The organism is Shewanella sp. 0m-6 (assembly GCF_052977325.1).
In genome coordinates this window covers 20,897-38,970 of sequence record NZ_JBRIMD010000024.1, presented here as the reverse complement: position 1 = coordinate 38,970, position 18,074 = coordinate 20,897, and the positions used below count along the sequence as shown (strand labels likewise).

The following is an 18,074-nucleotide window of genomic DNA, read 5'->3' as shown; positions in this document are numbered from 1 at the left end:
CTGGTGGCTAAAACGTTAACGTCTTGCCCCGCATTTTTTATAATTTTTTGCTTATGACTGTGACACTTAACTACGTGCCCAAACACAAGTTGTAAGGTATGCGCGTCGCGGCATGTTGACCGCGACTTTCTCTTGTTTACAGGTTTTTACCTTCTGCAAACAGGCTATCTAGTTTTTGCTCGTAATCGTGATAACCCAGGTAGTCATAAAGATCCATTCGAGTTTGCATTGAATCCACAACCGCCTTTTGATCGCCATTTTCTAAAATGGAGCTGTAAACCATCTCAGCCGCTTTGTTCATTGCTCTAAAGGCGCTCAGTGGATACAGCACCATAGATGCGCCCCACTCGCCCAGTTGCTCTTTGTTCCATAACTCGGTTTGGCCAAACTCGGTGATATTGGCGAGAATTGGAACATCTAGCGCATCGGCGAACGCGCGGTAGTGCTCTTCGGTTTTTACCGCTTCGGCAAAAATGCCATCAGCACCTGCCGCGACATAAGCTTTAGCACGTGCAATCGCCGACTCTAACCCTTCTTGAGCAAATGAGTCAGTGCGGGCCATGATGAAAAAATCAGGATCAGTACGGGCATCGACTGCCGCTTTTATGCGATCAACCATCTCTTGGGTCGACACAATCTCTTTATTTGGACGGTGGCCACAACGCTTTTGTGCTACTTGATCTTCCATGTGTACTGCTGCTGCGCCGGCCTTTTCCATGTCGCGAATGGTTTTAGCAATATTGAACGCGCCGCCCCAGCCGGTGTCGATATCCACCAGCAAAGGTAAGTCACAAGCAGAAGTAATACGCTGCACATCAACAATCACGTCGTTTAGTGATGTCATGCCAAGATCGGGTAAGCCGTATGATGCGTTGGCCACGCCACCGCCAGACAAGTAAATCGCCTGATGACCAATCTTTTTAGCCATCATCGCCGAATAAGCATTGATGGTACCAACGATTTGAAGGGGCTTATTTGCCGCTAGTGCTTCACGAAACTTCTTTCCTGCGCTCATGTGCTGTTCCTTTTGTTTATCGCTTGCTGTGCTGTGGTCTTTACTGGGCTTAGGGCTTAGCTCAAGCACGGCAAAATTTATAATGATATTTTAACTGTCAATTGTTGATTTTTTTATGGTTTTGATAAATCATTAGCGAGTTTGTTTTCAATACTCGATTTTGAATATAAAATATGCCGACGCATCAGCATCTCGGCAAGCTCGGCGTCTCGGTTACAGATGGCTTGCACTATGTGTTTATGTTCATCAAAGGCGGTGGTAACACGTGGGCCTGTCATACCCAGTTGCACGCGATACATGCGCACTAAATGATAAATGCCATCAATAAGCATCGAGATTAAATGTTTATTCTTACTGCCTAATATGATGCGATAGTGAAAATCGACGTCGCCCGCTTCTTGGTAATAACTGCCTGCTGATTGGACTTTCTCAAAGTGGCTATTGAGCAAAGATTGCAAATCATCAATCTCTTGATCGGTCATGTTTAATGCCGCTAACCTTGCTGCCATCCCTTCAAGGGACTCTCTCACTTGATAAAGCTCAAGTAACCCCTCAGCAGTTAAACTCACTACCCTTGCGCCCACATTGGCTCTGCGCTCAACTAAATGACTGGCCTCTAGACGATTAATCGCTTCGCGGATCACTGCGCGGCTGACGCTGTATTTTGTCGACAACTCGGTTTCACTCAGCTTTGAGCCCTGCACAATCTCGCCCTCTACAATCGCTTTACGTAGCTGAAAGAAGGTTTTGTCTGCACTGGTAACGGGCTGTTCGTTGAAAAATGTCATCGAAAATACAATATTAGTTTTTAATGGATTGTCGACAATCTAGCCAGATAACAATAAATAGTCAACAGTAAACCAACAAATTGTCGACAAAGTCAGAGTAAAGCCTAACAGCCAATTATCTATGACTGGCTAAATATATGGCGAGAAATCGTTACAGAGTCACCTTAAAAACAAGTCGATTTTACACAGGCTCTGTTGGCGTTTTATCATTAGACTTAGTAGGCAAAAAACTGACCAAACGTATAAAACTTATGCTGCACAACCTGTTAGGCATGCTGTACAGTGGTAGCAAATTGAGCACACTGCATTAGCCGCAAACAGGGAGCGAATAATGATAATGTTAATCCTTAATGGCAAAAAAGCCGGATTACCACAGATCAGAGAAACCGTTTTAGCGCTTCGCGCTCAAGGTCACAAAGTAGAAGTGCGCTGTACCTGGGAAGGCGGTGATGTTAAGCGATTTGTAAAAGAAGCCAGTAACCTAGGTATTACGCGCGTAATTGCGGGGGGCGGAGACGGAACCGTTAATGAAGTCGCTGAAGCAATTGTTCAACTTAGCCCTGCCGATCCCGCTATAGAATTAGCGATTTTACCTTTAGGCACCGCTGATGATTTTGCAAGCGCCTGTTTGATCCCCTCTGAGATAGAAAGTGCATTAGCTCTTGCCGTTAATGGCAATGCTGTTGCAATTGATATGGCGAAAGCAAATGAACGCCACTTTATCAATGTCGCATCAGCAGGTTTTGGCGCGCAAGTTACAGTTGATACGCCTGTTGAATTAAAAGACCTACTTGGTGGCCAGGCCTACTTTCTCTCTGGATTAGTGCAAGCACTTAACTTTACGCCTTATCAGGGACAAGTCTCTGCGACACTGGCAAACGGTGACAAAGTTGATCTCAATGGTGAGGGGTTACTCGGCGCCATTTGTAACGGCCGCTTAGCGGGGGGTGGACAAAATCTAGCACCTAACGCCTTACTCAATGACGGTCTGTTAGATGTGTTGTTAATTAAACATTTTCCTACATCTGCGCTTAAGCAAGTTATCGATGAACTAAAACAACCGTTAGTTAATGCCAAGGATGTTGATGGGAAGCATGTTGATGACAAATACGTTAATCGAATGCAAGTGACTGAAATAACCTTAACCTCAACACAGTCTTTGCCTGTAAACCTTGACGGCGAGCCGACTTCTTATTTGCTTCATCACATAAAGGTCTTACCTAAAGCGATAAAGCTTGTTTGTCCTGAAAATTGCCCCGTTTTGATTCAAGACTAACATCTGAATGCCTGAATGCCTGAATGCCTGAATGCCTGAACGAATTAAAACAATAAAGCAGTGCCTAGCACTGCTTTTATTGCTTAAACCTCGAGCCATTTACGGATTTTTGCTAATTAGGGCTGCCTGTCAGCAAGGTTTTATTTGTCACTTGCCAGTTACCCCCTAGCGCTTTATGCAGGCCAATGGTCATGTGCGCCGTTTGCAGTTTTGCGGCAACGACTCGATCTTTTAGCATATTTTGCTGCCGCTGAGCATCCAAAATAGACAAGTAATCACTGAGGCCGGCTTTGTACAATGACTTGGCTTTATTAACCGCATTAGTCGTTTCTTGTTCAGCCTCTATCACTAACTGCACATATTGTTGACTGTGACCATACCCTTGCAATAGCGTTTCAACCTCACCAAATGCGGCGATTACCGCGTACTGATAACTTAATACACTGGCATCAAAACGTGCATTTTGCATGTCTACGATGGCGTCGCCGCGGCCACCATCAAATACATTCCAACTCACCCCCACAGCGCCAAGCCAGGCGACGGAGTCACTGCTAAATAAATCATCAAAATCTTTTGCCAGCACACCTGGCGAGCCCGTTAAAAACACTTTCGGGTATTGAGCTGCAATCGATGCTGCGCGCTCTTCGTTCAATGCTGCCATTTCGCGCTCTGCTATCTTAATATCAGGGCGACGATTTAACAGCTCAGCAGGCAAGCCTGTTGGGATCACCCCTTTAAAGTTGGGCAACGGCATAACCTTAGCGAACCTTTGCTGTGCTTGTTTGGGCGTTTCCCCTAATAAAATGGCTAAACGCTGCTTATGCACGTTCTCAGCTATCTCGAGTTGTGGTAGCACCGATTGCGTGGCTGCTAACATCGCCTTTGCCTGCGCTTCATCAAGCTTTGAGCCGTAGCCGCTCTTAACCATCAACTTAACCAGATCCAGAGTATGTTGTTGATCTGCTATGGTCTGCAACGCTATTTGCTGTCGTTCCTGTGCGCCTCGCATTTGCAAATAATTGTGGATCACATCTGATGTTATCAATGTGGTTAAGCCCTCACGCATAATCACCACCTGATCTTTACGAATAGCGGCTGCATTGGCTTGTCTGTCGATCCGGCCAAATAGATCAACCTCCCAGGCAATGGTTGCTCCCGCAAAAAAGGCACTGTTATTGTCATCAACTAGACCTAAGGATTCTCCCGTCATGGGATGAGTCGCGGTAATGGCACTGCCTAACAATGGATCATTTTCACTGATTTGCGCATTGCCAAACCCAGCCCCTAAATTGACGGTTGGCACGTTAAAAGACTCTATCGCTTGTTGATAAGATTGCGCCATCTTGACCCGCTGCGCGGCAATTTTAATCGGTATAGCTTGGTTTTGTGCGTCGATGACCAGTTGATTCAGTATTGGATCATTAAACTGCTGCCACCACGCACTATTTTCACTGCGTTGCTGCTTACCTGTGATGATACCTTGAACACCTTGGTTTAAATATTCACTGTCTAAATGGCTAGTTGGTGCTTGATAGTCTGGGCCAACGGCGCAGCCTGAGAGCATTAACGCAATCGCTATTGGTGCAAGAGGTAAAAGTTTCATATTATTTTTGCTCCAAAACAGCTTGAGTTAATGGCGTGGAAACGTGTTGGCAGTTAAGTTCACTGTTGCGATAAAACAAACAGTAAAACGCCGGCATAATAAACAACGACAGCACAGTTGCAGCAGCTAGGCCACCAATAATGGTTGCCGCCATTTGATCAAACAACCTGTCACTTAAGAGGGGGATCATGCCTAGCGCCGTGGTCAGTGCTCCCATTGATATCGCCATAGTACGATTTAGCGTCGCCGCTTTTACCGCCTCTTTAAGAGGTTTATGAGCAGCGCGCTCAAGTTCAATTTGATCCATCAACACAATGCCATTTTTGATGATCATGCCTGCTAAAGTAATAGCACCAATAAGCGCCATAAAACCAAAGGGTTTATCAAGTAATAGTAAAGTCCAAGTTGCACCAATTGCCGCTAAAGGAAGCGTAATTAGAATAATGGCCGGCTGCTTAAAGCCGTTGAACATCGCCACCATGATCACCACCATCATCAACAATGCTTTAGGCATTTGGTTTAACGTGTCAGAGATTGCACGATCTTCATCATAGTACTCACCACCCCATTCAAATGAATAGCCTGCAGGCAGTTCAATCGCCTCAATTTGAGCTTTGACTTGATTACGTGCCTGCGCTGGAGTGATATCAAATACATCCGCTTGGGCGGTAATGGTCGGTACCCGGTTGCGACGCCAAATCATGCTCTCTTCAAATTTAAGCTCAAACTCATCAACCACCTGCCCCAGTGGTACACTGTGAACGCCTAACAGTGAACGTACTTGCAAGGTTTGTAGATGACTTAAGTCACTGTCTGCACTTCTAAAGCTAATTGGGATCAGTTGATCGCCTTGATTGATAATACCGATTGTCATACCGTCGGTAGCTCGTTTAATTGCCAACGATATATCCGTACGGTTTATACCTGCTCGCCTTGCTTGTTCTTGATTAATGACAGGTTCAATCACTTTACTGAGCTGACGCCAGTCATCACGCACATATTTAATATTAGGATTGTCGGCTAAAATCAGCTGCGCTTGATCCGATAGCTGATGTAACACTTGAGGATCTGGACCGGTAAATCTTGCTTCAATACTAAACTTATCTTTAGTGGCTAATTTTAACGCCCTAAATCTTGGTTCAGAATTAGGAAACTGCTTAGCAAGCCAGAGATCGCCACGTTTAGTGAGCTCTGCAATAGCCTCATAATCTTCGACGTTAATCACAATTTGACCATAGCTTGGATCATATGGCTCAGGCTCAACCGTTACCGAGAATCGAGGTGCGCTCGCACCGACATAACTAGAGATGCTGCTAACTTCTGGTTGTTGAATTAACCAACCTTCAATTTTTTTCATATCTGATGATGTTTGTTCTATCTTGCTGCCATTAGGTAGCCAGTAATCAAGAAACATCATAGGTCTGTCAGAGCTTGGAATAAAATTGATAGCAACATACGGCACGGCCATCGCGGTGATAAGTAACAACGGCATTACCATTGATATGGCTTTAACCGGATACTGAACAGTCCAAGCCACCGCACGCTGGTATCGGCTAGGTTTTGGCGCTGATTGATTATGTTTATGACTCGGGGTTATCCATAGCCAACATAGCAAGGGCGTGAGTGTTACCGCCACCAGCCATGAAAAAAGTAACGATGAACAGATAATCAAGAACACCGAACTTGCGAACTCCCCAGCGTCTGTTTGTGAGAACAACACAGGGCTTGACCCCATAATCGCAATCACAGTGGCAGCAAATAGCGGCTTTGATGTTTCTTTTACCGACTGAATGGCGGCTTTGGTGCGCTCAACGCCCTGATTAAGTTTCACCACAAATAGATCGGTAATAACAATTGCATTGTCTACCAGCATACCTAAGGCCAAAATGAAGGTGCCTAAAGACACCCGCTGCAAATCCACTCCGGCGAGATACATGTAGATAAGCGTTAATAAGATAGTAAACAGTAAACTACTGCCCACTATGGTTGCGCTTTTAAAGCCCATAAACACCAGTAGCACGGCAAATACAATCGCCACGCTTTCTAGCAAATTAATCACAAAGTCTTGTATCGATTTAGCCACTTCATCGGGTTGGAATGCGATGGTGCCAATTTCAATACCAAGTGGTAACTCTTGTTGGTAATTTTCAATCACTTGGGTCAGGCTTTCTCCCAAACTGACCACATTAATCCCTTCAACGGGGCTGACTGCTAATGTAATCGCTTCTTTACCATTAAAACGGCTTAGTGTGGTTACAGGGCTTTGGTAACCTAAACTGACATCGGCAATATCTCCTAGGCGTAACAAACCTGTGCTGTACGGCCCGATACCGCCTTTAATGATGAGGTTTTTAATATCATCGACAGATTTAAATGCACTACTTTGATCGACACGAATACGCTCGTCATTAGCGGCAAAACTACCACTGTCAAACGTTAAGTTTTGAGTTGAGAGTTGGTTAATCACTTGAATGGATGACAAACCATAATGGGCTAAGCGCTCTTCGGGTAAATCAATATACACCGCTTGATTTTGCACGCCGTGAAGTTCAATCTTTTTAATACCGTCTACGGTTTTTAAGCGTCGTTGTAGCTCTTTCGCGTACTGACGTAACGCTTCAGGTTGAGTCTTGTCGCCATAAACGCTAAATAACATGCCATACACTTCTGAAAATTCATCTTGAACAATGCTTATTTGTGCCGTTGCTGGTAGAGAGAGTTTCACATCAGCAATTTTACGTCGCAGAAGATCCCACTCTTGGGGAAGATCTTTTGAGTCCGTTGATTCCTTAAGATCAATAAAAATCATTGAACTGCCCGGACGAGATAACGAGCGCAATTTCCGCATCGAGCCCATCTCTTGCAGTTTCGTTTCGATTTTATCCGTTACCTGCAGTTCAATCTCTTTGGCAGACGCGCCCGGATAGAGGGTAACCACTACAGCGCTTTTTACCGTAAATGATGGATCTTCTAGTTTGCCTAACTCAAAGTAAGACACCAAACCAACAATCACGCATAACACACTAAAGAACAGCACAAACACTCGCTGTTTTATGGCAAATTCAGCTAAATTCATCATGACTCCTAATAACTAAATGGCTTGATGATGGTGTTAGATATAAGCTGATCGGGCGCAATATAGTGCACTCCAGCAGTGATAATTTGGTCACCTCTTGTTAGCTCTCCAGTCAAACAAGCGCTGTGACTTTGTAATGACGTAATATTCACAGGCATGAGTACGGCTCGGTGCGATTTAATGACATAGAGGTTGTTGTTTTTGCCGTCAGCCACAATTGCGGCATAAGGAACACAAAAACGATTAAGCTGATGCTTAAAGGCCACATCAACTTGTACCGCTTTGCCTGGCAGTGCGGTTGTTGCGTGATTAAGCACAAATTCAACTTTGTAGGTTTGTTTTATGGGATCGGCTAATGTGTCTATTGCCCCAATTTTTGCCTTTATCACCTTATCACTACCATGCCAACGCACCTCTGCAAGCGTACTGTTATTGAGCTTTGCCATTAAATTCTCTGGAACATCAACCACCGCCTTCATTGCACCAAGCTGATGTAACGAAAATAATGGGTTACCAGGCGCTGTTTGTTCAAAAGCTTGCTGACTCTTTGAGCCTATCACTCCGTCAAAGGGGGCTCTGAGCTCGGTATAACGTAAGGCATCTTTCGCTTTTTGCAGATTCTGGTTCACCACTTCGACCATTGCTAAGCTGCGCTTATATCCACTTTGCGTTCTATCTAAGTTCACTGCAGAAATGGCGTCATCTGCTATAGCTTGCTGAACACGCTTAAGCTCTGCGCTTGCAAGTTGGTGGGCCGCTTTTGCTTCTTCTAAGCGGGCGTTGAGTTCTGCCACATTGACTTGGTAGTCATGGGGCTCAAGTGTTGCGAGTAATTGCCCTTGCAACACACTATCGCCACTGTTAACTAAAATGGCTTCAATAGTGCCAGCAACTTTAAATGCTAGATACGCGGTTTGAGTCGCTTCTAGTACGCCTGAGAATTGTTTGACTTGGCTTAATTGTGACTCGTTAAGCTGCATAATTTGAACAGGACGTTCAATTTTACTGGTGATAGTTGTGGTTTGAGCGGGTGCTTGGCTGCATCCGCTGAGCAAGCATAAGGCCAATGGTGTGATAGCAAATTTGCTAATTGTTTTAGTTGAGATCTGCATCTCTTTCTCCCAATACTGATATTGGGAGGAAGTGTAAGTGTTTAACTTATTGAGATAATCTAGCGATACCGCACCAAACTGTCATGAAAATCATGACAAAGATGCGCGTTCAGGAATTTCTTGTAATAAAAAATCAATCAATAATCGAGTCGGTAAACTAATGCCTTTTCGGTCTGGATAGATAAGCCATACGTCCTCTTTCTTTGACTCATACTCGGGCAAAATCCTAACCAAGTTTTGACTTTCTATAGCAGCAAGAGCAAACAAAGGAGGCATAAAACCAATCCCTTGACCGCCTACTATCGCCCGACGAACTAATCCCATATGATTAGCGCTTAAACGGCAATTAACCTTAATCGTCTCACTGATTAAATCCCAGTTATCATCTAATGTCCCATCTGGCCAGCGATAACAGATCGTTTGATGAGCAGACAATTGTGCTAACGTCGTCGGCGCGCCATGCTTGGCAATATATTCAGGGCTGGCATACATGCCTCGCCCTAAACTTAAGATTTTTCGGGCAATAAACCCTGAATCTTTTATTTTTCCGGCATGCAATACAAAGTCTAAACCTTGATTGTAAATATCGTTAACGTAGTTATTTGTAAAACGCAGATCCAGCTCAATATCCGGGTACAGGAGTTGAAATTTGGCCAATGCGGGCTGAAGTGCTTCATCACTCTCGGGTAAAAATCCGACTTTAACCTTGCCTACAGGTTTTTCATCGAGATCGAGCAATTTATTCTTAGCTTGTTCAAAGCCATCAAGTACACCTAACAGGTCGTGATAATACGTTTCGCCATGCTGGGTCAAGCGTAATTGACGCGTTGTGCGGAAAAAAAGCTGCGCATTAAGAGACTTTTCTAGATCACCTATGCGGCGGCTGACATTAGCACGAGGCAGATCAAGTGCGGTGGCTGCTGCGGTAAAGCTACCTAGCTTAACCACAATAGTGAACAATTTTAGATCTTCTATACGCATTGAATAACCTCATCAATTTTCAATAAAATGGCAAAATCCAGTCAAGCTATACGGCAAAACTGTAGCGGTTTTTCACTTCAGCTCATAATTTTGTGTCTACCCATGTGGCCTAGTCCACAAAATTGGTCGCGGTGATATTGGCATCAATAATATTGAGCATTGGTATGATCCACGATGTTAATACCAACCAGCAATAAAATATGATGGTTCACATAAAATCAAGCGCTAAGAACAAGAGCGTAGTGACTTGCTAGCGTTATTAACTGGCAGGAATGACAAGGGGGAAATTAATCTTTGTAGCGAATGAATTCGACCATTCTACTATGGTAAAACCTTACGGCTCATGTACACTCATAACATACTGACTTATCGGATAAGTTCATGAGCCAACGTACTCTTCATACACTCTTCAAACCTACATCGGTTGCCATTATTGGGGCGTCAAACAAACCTAAGCGAGCCGGTAATGTATTGATGAAAAATCTGCTCTCCGGTGGGTTTTCCGGCCCTATCATGCCAGTGACACCAAAATATGAAGCCGTTATGGGCGTGCTCGCTTATCCCAATATTCAATCACTGCCACTTAAACCCGATTTAGCCATTATCTGCACTGCTGCAAAAAGCGTACCTGGCGTTATTGAGACCTTGGCTCAGTTTGGTTGCAAAGTCGCCATTGTCATGGCATCGGGTATGGCCGATGAGTTTAACGAGGATGGCGTCAGTCTCTTAAGTCAGATGCAGCAATTTGCAGTTCGATACGGCATGCGGATCTTAGGCCCAAACAGTTTAGGCATGATATTGCCCAACATAGGGTTAAACGCGAGCCTTGCTCACACTGCCGCCCTGCCCGGAAAAATCGCATTTGTATCCCAATCTGCCGCTATCTGTACCACAGTGCTCGATTGGGCAAATAATAAAGGCATTGGTTTTTCATCATTTATTTCCCTCGGTGATGCCAACGATATTAACTTTGATGAACTGTTAGATTATTTAGGCCGTGACGCTAAAACCGATGCAATCTTGCTCTATATCGATTCGGTTAATGAAAAGCGTCATTTCTTATCAGCCGCTCGCGCTGCATCGCGTAATAAGCCAATAATCGTGATTAAGTCAGGCCGAAGCATAGAGGGTACTAGTGCCGCACAACTGCATACTGGTGGCCTGTCGGGCAATGATGCTGTGTATGAGGCAGCCTTTAGGCGTGCCGGTATGCTGCGAGTGAATGATCTTATTGAACTGTTTGCCGCAGTAGAAACTTTAGCGCACTCAAGACCATTACAAGGGGAGCGACTTGGGATCATCAGTAATGGCGGCGGCCCTGCTGTACTTGCCCTTGATGAACTGATATTGGGTGGCGGGAAACTGCCTCCTTTATCTACTGAGATCTGCCAGCGGTTGAATACACTTTTACCAAAGAGCTGGTCTGGACAAAACCCAGTTGATATTGGCGGTGACTCAGACGCTGTGCGTTATGCTAAATCACTTGAGATCTTAATGGATAGTGACGATCTCGACGCCATTTTAGTCCTTCATTCTCCTTCAGCTTTAGGGGAAAGTGTTGAGATAGCTGAAGCTATTGCTAAAACAATTTCAGAACACCCGAATCGTCACCGGATCAATATTTTAACCAATTGGAGTGGCGAAGACTCGGCTTATGAAGCCCGTAAGCACTTTTCAAAATCACGGATCCCAACTTACCGGACGCCAGAAGGTGCCGTGGGCGCTTTTATGCACATGGTGGAGTATCGCCGCAATCAAAAGTTGTTGCAGGAAGTTCCGCAATCTATCCCTAATAATATTCCAGCCGATGCAACATTTGCGCGAGACAGGTTACAACAGGCGTTAAACCAAGGAAAGACAATACTAGAGACCCATGAGTCGAGCGCTATCTTAAATGCTTATGGGCTCAAGACTATCGACACCTGGTTTGCCAGCACACCTGAGCAGGCGGTTGAATTTGCCAACCAAGCGGGTTACCCCATCGCGCTAAAAGTGCAATCACCGAGTATTCACCATAAATCTGACGTGCACGGCGTGATGCTGAACTTAACCTCTGATCTTGAGGTTGAACTGGCAGCAAAGGCCATGATAGAGCGCGTGATCTCACTCAATCCTGAGGCGAAAATCGAGGGGTTAATCGTGCAGAAGATGGCTCTTACTGCTGGGGCTCAAGAGATCCGCGTCGCAGTTGCCAATGATCCAGTGTTTGGGCCTGCAATTTTACTTGGCGAAGGTGGCTCTGAATGGGCACCCACTAAAGATGCGGTCGTTGCCCTGCCACCACTGAATATGACATTGGCTCGCTATATGGTGATCCAGGCGCTAAAAACACAAAAGCTTCGTGATCGACATTTGCCACTGGGCTTAAATATGCACGCACTGTGTATTATGCTAACGCAAATCTCTCACCTCATCATAGATTGCCCCGAAATCGCTACCCTAGATCTGAACCCTGTATTGTGCGCTGGAGAACAAATCACCTTATTAGATGTGAATATTGGGCTGCAACAAGAACCCATAGATAACGCCTCTAGACTGGCTATTTCACCTTATCCAAAAGAACTTGAGCAGATAGCCACCCTTAAAAATGGCAGCAAAGTGATGTTAAGACCGATTTTACCGGAGGATGAACCCAAACATCTCGCTTTTGATAACTCCCTGTCAGATGAAGATCGCTATAAGCGTTATTTTGGTGTGCGCTCTAAAATGACCCATGAAGAGATGGCTGTATTAACCCAGATTGATTACGCCCGCGAGATGGCCTTTATAGCCACCTCGATAGATGCTGCGGGCGAAGAAACGACCTTAGGCGCGATAAGAGCCTCTATCGATCCTGACAATACCGAAGCTGAGTTTGCCATGGCGGTGCGCAGTAACTACCAGGGACAAGGCCTAGGAAAACTGCTACTTGAAAAACTGATCAAGTATTACAAAGATAACGACACCCTTGTGCTGACTGGCTTTACCATGTTTGAGAATAGAAATATGGCCAGCTTAGCTAAACGTCTTGGCTTTACTGTCACTTTTGATATGGAAGACCGCTTGATTAACATGCATATGGATTTAAAATCCCCCCCCAATTAATACAATTGGTATAACTGAGCCAATCACAAAAAGGCCGTTAAGATTTCATCTTAACGGCCTTTTTCATTTTTAGCTTTCAAGCTTTAAGCTGGTCAAATCTCAAACCATGTACTCAATCTTTTTCAAACTCAATCTTTTTCAAACTCAATCATGTTCAAACTAAATCATGTTCAAACTAAATTGGAGTTTCTACAACTCTTTCAGCAATGACACAGTTTCGACCCGCTGATTTAGCCCGGTATAAGGCTTCATCAGCCCGTATAAAGTAACTGTCTTTATCATCTTCAGCCTTTAATGATGCTACGCCAACCGAGACGGTAATATTGCCAAGGGGTAACTTTTTATCTTTACCAATCGTAAGATTACGCTCGGCGATCTTTCGCCTTAAATTCTCGGCTACGATACTTGCGTCTTCGAGTCTTGTATTTGATAACAAGATAACAAACTCTTCGCCGCCATAACGTGCAACGAAATCATCTCCTTTAACGCTGTTCTTTAATGCTTGAGCAACGTAAGCCAGAACTTTGTCACCAATTAAATGACCATGTACATCGTTAAACCTTTTGAAGTAGTCAATATCGACCACCAATAGGCTACTTTCAAAATTAGTATGATTGAAGCTATCAATATGACTGATCACTTCTTTATCGAATGCACGGCGATTATTCAACGACGTTAGCTCATCGGTCATAGCCACGGATCGAAGCTCGACCATCTCCGTTTTAAGGGCCACGACCTCTTCACTTATGCTTGTTAAACTTTTGTCCATTTCACTGTTAGCTGCAATGATCTCATCGAGTTCACTACTGAAGCTATCGACCAATTTTTGCATAACGATAGGATCGGGATCTTGTTTTAATGCATTATTAAAGTCAGTTAATGAAGTAGAAAATTGTGATGTGCCCTTACTCATGTTGGCTATTTTGGCCAGTAAACTATTTATCAGTACTTGAGTTTCTAATTGGACGTTTTCAATCACTTCTGGCGAGTTAACTAAGATATACTTTTTATACAAACTATGACTTACATCTGGAGTAAAGCTGACGTTGGTACTTAATAAGCCGTCAATCGCACGCTTTAAGTCAAGGTTAATCCCTTTATAGTATTCATACCAAACAGCGTAATTTTCCGGAGTGACTGGAACTTTGAGTTCAGACATCTTAGGCACTGCATGACGTAAAATCTTAGCTGATAGTTCTGTTTCTGATATATGCTGCGCCATATCCATTGTATAAGTCACTCCATCTTGATAACTTTACTTATCAATACTTTAAACAAAAAAGAGGATGTTGCCATCCCCTTTTATCAATAATTTTGATTTTATTTTCTACAACTTGAAAAGATATCAGCTTTAGGCCGATAAACCTCGCTGCTTACATTCATCAAACCAAGCAAGCTATCGAATAAATTATCGTGAGAAAAACCGCCCTTGCTAGCTTCCTGCGCTAAGCAAGCAAGGTCTAAGTGATTTTGTTTTGAAAAACCTGCTGAGAACCAGCCCAGGAAAGGTACTTTGGTTTGCTCTTCAGGCGCAAATGAGAAAGGTGTACCGTGAAGATACATTCCTTTTTCTCCTAATGACTCACCATGATCTGATATATAGAGCATTGCGGTGTCAAACTCTGCACTTGATGCTTTTAGCTTATTAACAACTTCTGAAAGAATAAAGTCGGTATATAAAATAGTATTGTCATAAGTGTTGACTAGCTCTTCGTGACTACAGTTTTGAATATCGCTACGTTGACAATCTGGCACAAAATGACGGTGTTCCTCTGGATAACGTAGATAATACGTTGGCCCATGAGAACCAATGATGTGTAACACTAATAACGTATCTTCATCTTTAATGGTTTTAAGCCGCTTACCCAGCGCATTTAGTAAAACTTGATCGTAGCAATACTCGCCATTACATAGTTTGGGGTCGCTATCATGATCGATAACGACGTGTTCGATATTCTGGCAAACACCTTTACAGCCGCTGTCATTGTCGAGCCACTCGAGCTGGACCCCCGCATGATTTAACACATCGATGACACTGTCTTGGGCTTTTTCTCGGCGCGAATCATAATTAACACGATCCATTCTAGAAAACATGCATGGTAAAGATACTGCGGTGGCAGTACCGCATGAGTGCGTGTCTTTAAACACGACTAAGCCCTGATCTTGAGTGTGTACATTGGTAGGCTTATCGTAACCATAATAAGAATAATTAGCTGCTCGGGCAGTTTCCCCTACTACTAAAACAACTAAATTTGGCTTGGTTTTATCTGTGGTGTTTTTAGCATCTAAGCCTATCTGCTTGTACACAAGCGGCTCTTGTAGGTAGTTAACTTTTATATATTTAACTGTTGAGCCAATAAAATAAGTTGGAATGATATAACGCTTCATAATGTCGTTATTACGTCCAAATGCGACATAGTTTTGATAATAAAACATCGCAATGACCACTATGCCCGCCAGCATAGACAACATAAATATCACCTTATGCAACAGTTCTTTCGTTATAGGCTTGTACTGAATATTGGCTTTATAGATAAACAGTGAAGGGATCACGCCTGTTACGACAAAATTAACGACCGATGCCCAATTAAGGTAGGTAGCGGCTTCAGATTGGTTAGTCTGAAATGTATTTTCAATCATGCCATAGTCAAACACCACGCCGTATTGAAATGCTGCAAAAAATACACTCGATGACATTAAAGTCAGAATAATAAAAAACGGCTTAGCCAGATACTTTACGCTAAAGATGCTAAATAAAAATGATAGAGCAAAAAACAGAAATAAAGGCATACTGGCAATAAATGCCATATTAGCATCTGCTTGTTTGTCTACGCCCTGTTTAATAATTTGAAAAAGAGGAATATTGAACACGCATACGTAGTAAATCGAAAGTATGGCAGTGAATTGAATACTATTTAAATTTTTAAGACGTGCTAGCACCTAGTTTACTCACTTAAATTTTTTGAATGCTGAGGGCTTTCCTTGCCTGGAGCCTGTTGTCGACAGATATCCTCTATACTAGCAGCTGAGGCATATCACTCAAAGCGTACAAGACAAATATATGATACATTTTCGCAAAAAACGTATCATTTGTAACAGCAAAAGAAACTAATGACTAGTAGACAGGTTTTGATTGGGTAAGTTCGACTGGGGATCAAGCTTATTTATACCCAAGCCACCTGAAGATGCAGGGTTCAGTGGGAATTTAATGCGCTTTAAGCAAGGCGTTGATTGCAGTTAATGGTTGTTGCCTTAGCAAGATCAATAACGCAGCAGAAAGTGCATTAAAACCCATCGAAGAAGGCTTTGCGCAAGCCCACTTCGTTGTTGCACTAGATTAAAAGGGAGTTACCATTCCTACGCTAATACGCCTAGAATTGAACTCGCGCAAGGCCTCTGAAATGAGCATGTTCAAGTCGTTTGGGTATAGTAAAAGATAATTAGCATGTGGTAACGCGCGAAGGTGTAATTGATTATGACCCGCTCGCGAGTCATATTTGTATAGCCACTAATACAGCTAAACTTATTGTCTAGAATTCTCGGTTAATTCTTTCTAAAAAATGTAATAACTGAGCGCGCTCGGTAGCATCAAACTTAGCCGTTAAGTCTTGAGTAAGCTGTATGTGAAGTTTATCGTGCTCTTCGAACATTTCGCGTCCACTTTCAGTCAGCTCAACTAATATTGAGCGTCGGTCATTTGCATGTGGGACTCGAATAACTAGGCCAGCATCAACCATTTTATCGATTTGAACAGTTAATGTCCCAGTGGTAATACCAATCTTTTGTGCGAGTTCTTTCATTCGCATTGGACCATTTAAGCCCAAAATTTCAACCGTGTGAACTTGAGGTAAACTAAAGCCTTTATCTTTGACTACAGCCATTTCCCAAGATGATAACTTCTCGTAAAATTCGATCATGGCATGATTTAAATTATCATCTTGGTTATTCATATAATTAGTTCCTAATAATTAGGCGCTTATTGTGCCTGAGTCAGCGGATTAACTTCAATAGTGATATGGGATAAACGCTCGAAATCTGACAGCTTTTGCCTAAAATAACCGACGTTGTTATTGCAGTCACAATGTATGACCATACTCGCTGCATAATGGTCGGCGCTGATTTTCCAAATATGCAAATCGACAACCTGAGCCTGCTCTTGCTCAAGGGTGTGTTTTATCTGTTCGATATACGTCTGTTCAATACTCGCGTCCAACAAAATGGGACCAGTTTGCTTTAATAACCCCCAAGCCCAACGGCTAATGATGATGGCGCCAACAATCCCCATTAATGGGTCGAGCCAATTCAATCCAAAGTACTTACCCATTAACAAGGCAACAATCGCAAGTAGTGACGTTAACGCATCAGCAAGTACATGAAAATATGCTGCTCGTAAATTATGGTCATGACTTGGGTTATGCTTCACTTCACTTTTATCATGAGTGTGTTCATGCTGATCACCTGCGTCATCGCTAGTGTCATGATGATGACTGTGAGCAAGACCGTGAGCATGGCTGTGGCTGTGAGCATGGCTGTGGCTGTGAGCATGGCCGTGATGGTCTTTTAATAAAAACACACTTACGATATTCACTATTAGTCCGATCACTGCAACTAAAATGGCTTGGTTAAAAAATATTTCATGAGGGTTAAATAGTCGCACACCAGACTCAACCAGCATAACAAGCGCCACGAGACCTAGCGCTATTGCACTGGTGTAGCCGCCCAGTACGCTCACCTTACCTGTCCCGTATGAAAACTCTGCTGAATTAGCATGTTTGCGGGCATATCGATAAGCAAATAAGGTGATCATGAACGCTGCAGCATGCGTCCCCATATGCCAACCATCAGCAAGCAAGGCCATAGAGCCGTATAGGGTGCCGGCAATAATCTCAGCTAACATTGTCACTATCGTTAGCACTAGAACATAGGCAGTATTGCGCTCCCCTGCACTATTGTGGGTAGAAAAACCCTGCTTATGAGGACAATTAATGACTGTCTGCTTAACGTTTCCCATAACAACCCTCTACCTTTTACTTTGTTGACGACCTCAAGCTTGTTCGCTGAGCTTATACTTTTGTTTAAATGTGTATTTTGCTGCCCTACCGGCTTCAATTATGTATAAACATGCATAGCTATCATGAT

The 18,074-nt window shown here is 43.5% G+C and carries 12 protein-coding genes; 2 read left to right on the top strand and 10 right to left on the bottom strand.

The annotated features are described in order from the left end of the window. Positions 1–136: 136 nt before the first annotated feature. The gene (gene prpB, locus ACVBJC_RS16125; RefSeq protein WP_447161928.1) at positions 137–1,015 is read right to left on the bottom strand and encodes a methylisocitrate lyase; all 879 of its coding nucleotides are present in this window, start codon (positions 1,013–1,015) and stop codon (positions 137–139) included. Between the two features lie 113 nt (positions 1,016–1,128). Next, positions 1,129–1,803, bottom strand: a complete 675-nt coding sequence (locus tag ACVBJC_RS16120; protein ID WP_447161929.1) for a GntR family transcriptional regulator — start codon at positions 1,801–1,803, stop codon at positions 1,129–1,131. Between the two features lie 331 nt (positions 1,804–2,134). Here ACVBJC_RS16120 and yegS point away from each other — a divergent pair, with 331 nt between their 5' ends. Beyond that, positions 2,135–3,079 (top strand): lipid kinase YegS, encoded by a 945-nt coding sequence (gene yegS, locus ACVBJC_RS16115; RefSeq protein WP_447161930.1) that lies wholly within the window; start codon positions 2,135–2,137, stop codon positions 3,077–3,079. A gap of 112 nt (positions 3,080–3,191) precedes the next feature. Here yegS and ACVBJC_RS16110 read toward each other — a convergent pair whose 3' ends face one another. The 4 genes from ACVBJC_RS16110 to ACVBJC_RS16095 form a co-directional block, all read right to left on the bottom strand. Continuing rightward, positions 3,192–4,682 (bottom strand): efflux transporter outer membrane subunit, encoded by a 1,491-nt coding sequence (locus ACVBJC_RS16110; protein WP_447161931.1) that lies wholly within the window; start codon positions 4,680–4,682, stop codon positions 3,192–3,194. A 1-nt stretch (position 4,683) separates the two neighbouring features. After that, positions 4,684–7,758 carry an efflux RND transporter permease subunit gene (locus ACVBJC_RS16105; protein WP_447161932.1) on the bottom strand — a complete coding sequence of 1,025 codons (3,075 nt, stop codon included), beginning with the start codon at positions 7,756–7,758 and terminating at the stop codon, positions 4,684–4,686. Between the two features lie 8 nt (positions 7,759–7,766). Beyond that, the gene (locus ACVBJC_RS16100; RefSeq protein WP_447161933.1) at positions 7,767–8,870 is read right to left on the bottom strand and encodes an efflux RND transporter periplasmic adaptor subunit; all 1,104 of its coding nucleotides are present in this window, start codon (positions 8,868–8,870) and stop codon (positions 7,767–7,769) included. A 90-nt stretch (positions 8,871–8,960) separates the two neighbouring features. Beyond that, complete coding sequence (locus ACVBJC_RS16095; RefSeq protein ID WP_447161934.1) at positions 8,961–9,851, bottom strand: LysR family transcriptional regulator; 891 nt, start codon at positions 9,849–9,851, stop codon at positions 8,961–8,963. 381 nt (positions 9,852–10,232) lie between these two features. Between ACVBJC_RS16095 and ACVBJC_RS16090 the strand changes: the two genes are divergently transcribed. Next, positions 10,233–12,935, top strand: a complete 2,703-nt coding sequence (locus ACVBJC_RS16090) for a bifunctional acetate--CoA ligase family protein/GNAT family N-acetyltransferase (RefSeq protein WP_447161935.1) — start codon at positions 10,233–10,235, stop codon at positions 12,933–12,935. A 175-nt stretch (positions 12,936–13,110) separates the two neighbouring features. Here the strand turns inward: ACVBJC_RS16090 and ACVBJC_RS16085 are convergent, their stop codons facing one another. The 4 genes from ACVBJC_RS16085 to dmeF all read right to left on the bottom strand — a co-directional run bounded on the left by ACVBJC_RS16085 (position 13,111) and on the right by dmeF (position 17,946). Further along, complete coding sequence (locus ACVBJC_RS16085) at positions 13,111–14,163, bottom strand: GGDEF domain-containing protein (protein ID WP_447161936.1); 1,053 nt, start codon at positions 14,161–14,163, stop codon at positions 13,111–13,113. Between the two features lie 92 nt (positions 14,164–14,255). Continuing rightward, positions 14,256–15,875 (bottom strand): phosphoethanolamine transferase, encoded by a 1,620-nt coding sequence (locus tag ACVBJC_RS16080; protein ID WP_447161937.1) that lies wholly within the window; start codon positions 15,873–15,875, stop codon positions 14,256–14,258. A 590-nt stretch (positions 15,876–16,465) separates the two neighbouring features. Further along, on the bottom strand, positions 16,466–16,885 hold the full coding sequence (locus tag ACVBJC_RS16075; protein WP_447161938.1) for a MarR family winged helix-turn-helix transcriptional regulator: 420 nt from the start codon (positions 16,883–16,885) through the stop codon (positions 16,466–16,468). Positions 16,886–16,911: 26 nt separating this feature from the next. Continuing rightward, the gene (gene dmeF / locus ACVBJC_RS16070; protein ID WP_447161939.1) at positions 16,912–17,946 is read right to left on the bottom strand and encodes a CDF family Co(II)/Ni(II) efflux transporter DmeF; all 1,035 of its coding nucleotides are present in this window, start codon (positions 17,944–17,946) and stop codon (positions 16,912–16,914) included. Positions 17,947–18,074: the final 128 nt, after the last annotated feature.

Excerpts from the sequence above, each read along its gene's own strand:
- prpB (WP_447161928.1), bottom strand. The coding sequence starts at position 1,015 with ATGAGCGCAGGAAAGAAGTTTCGTGAAGCACTAGCGGCAAATAAGCCC.
- ACVBJC_RS16120 (WP_447161929.1), bottom strand. The coding sequence starts at position 1,803 with ATGACATTTTTCAACGAACAGCCCGTTACCAGTGCAGACAAAACCTTC.
- yegS (WP_447161930.1), top strand. The coding sequence starts at position 2,135 with ATGATAATGTTAATCCTTAATGGCAAAAAAGCCGGATTACCACAGATC.
- ACVBJC_RS16110 (WP_447161931.1), bottom strand. The coding sequence starts at position 4,682 with ATGAAACTTTTACCTCTTGCACCAATAGCGATTGCGTTAATGCTCTCA.
- ACVBJC_RS16105 (WP_447161932.1), bottom strand. The coding sequence starts at position 7,758 with ATGAATTTAGCTGAATTTGCCATAAAACAGCGAGTGTTTGTGCTGTTC.
- ACVBJC_RS16100 (WP_447161933.1), bottom strand. The coding sequence starts at position 8,870 with ATGCAGATCTCAACTAAAACAATTAGCAAATTTGCTATCACACCATTG.
- ACVBJC_RS16095 (WP_447161934.1), bottom strand. The coding sequence starts at position 9,851 with ATGCGTATAGAAGATCTAAAATTGTTCACTATTGTGGTTAAGCTAGGT.
- ACVBJC_RS16090 (WP_447161935.1), top strand. The coding sequence starts at position 10,233 with ATGAGCCAACGTACTCTTCATACACTCTTCAAACCTACATCGGTTGCC.
- ACVBJC_RS16085 (WP_447161936.1), bottom strand. The coding sequence starts at position 14,163 with ATGGATATGGCGCAGCATATATCAGAAACAGAACTATCAGCTAAGATT.
- ACVBJC_RS16075 (WP_447161938.1), bottom strand. The coding sequence starts at position 16,885 with ATGAATAACCAAGATGATAATTTAAATCATGCCATGATCGAATTTTAC.
- dmeF (WP_447161939.1), bottom strand. The coding sequence starts at position 17,946 with ATGGGAAACGTTAAGCAGACAGTCATTAATTGTCCTCATAAGCAGGGT.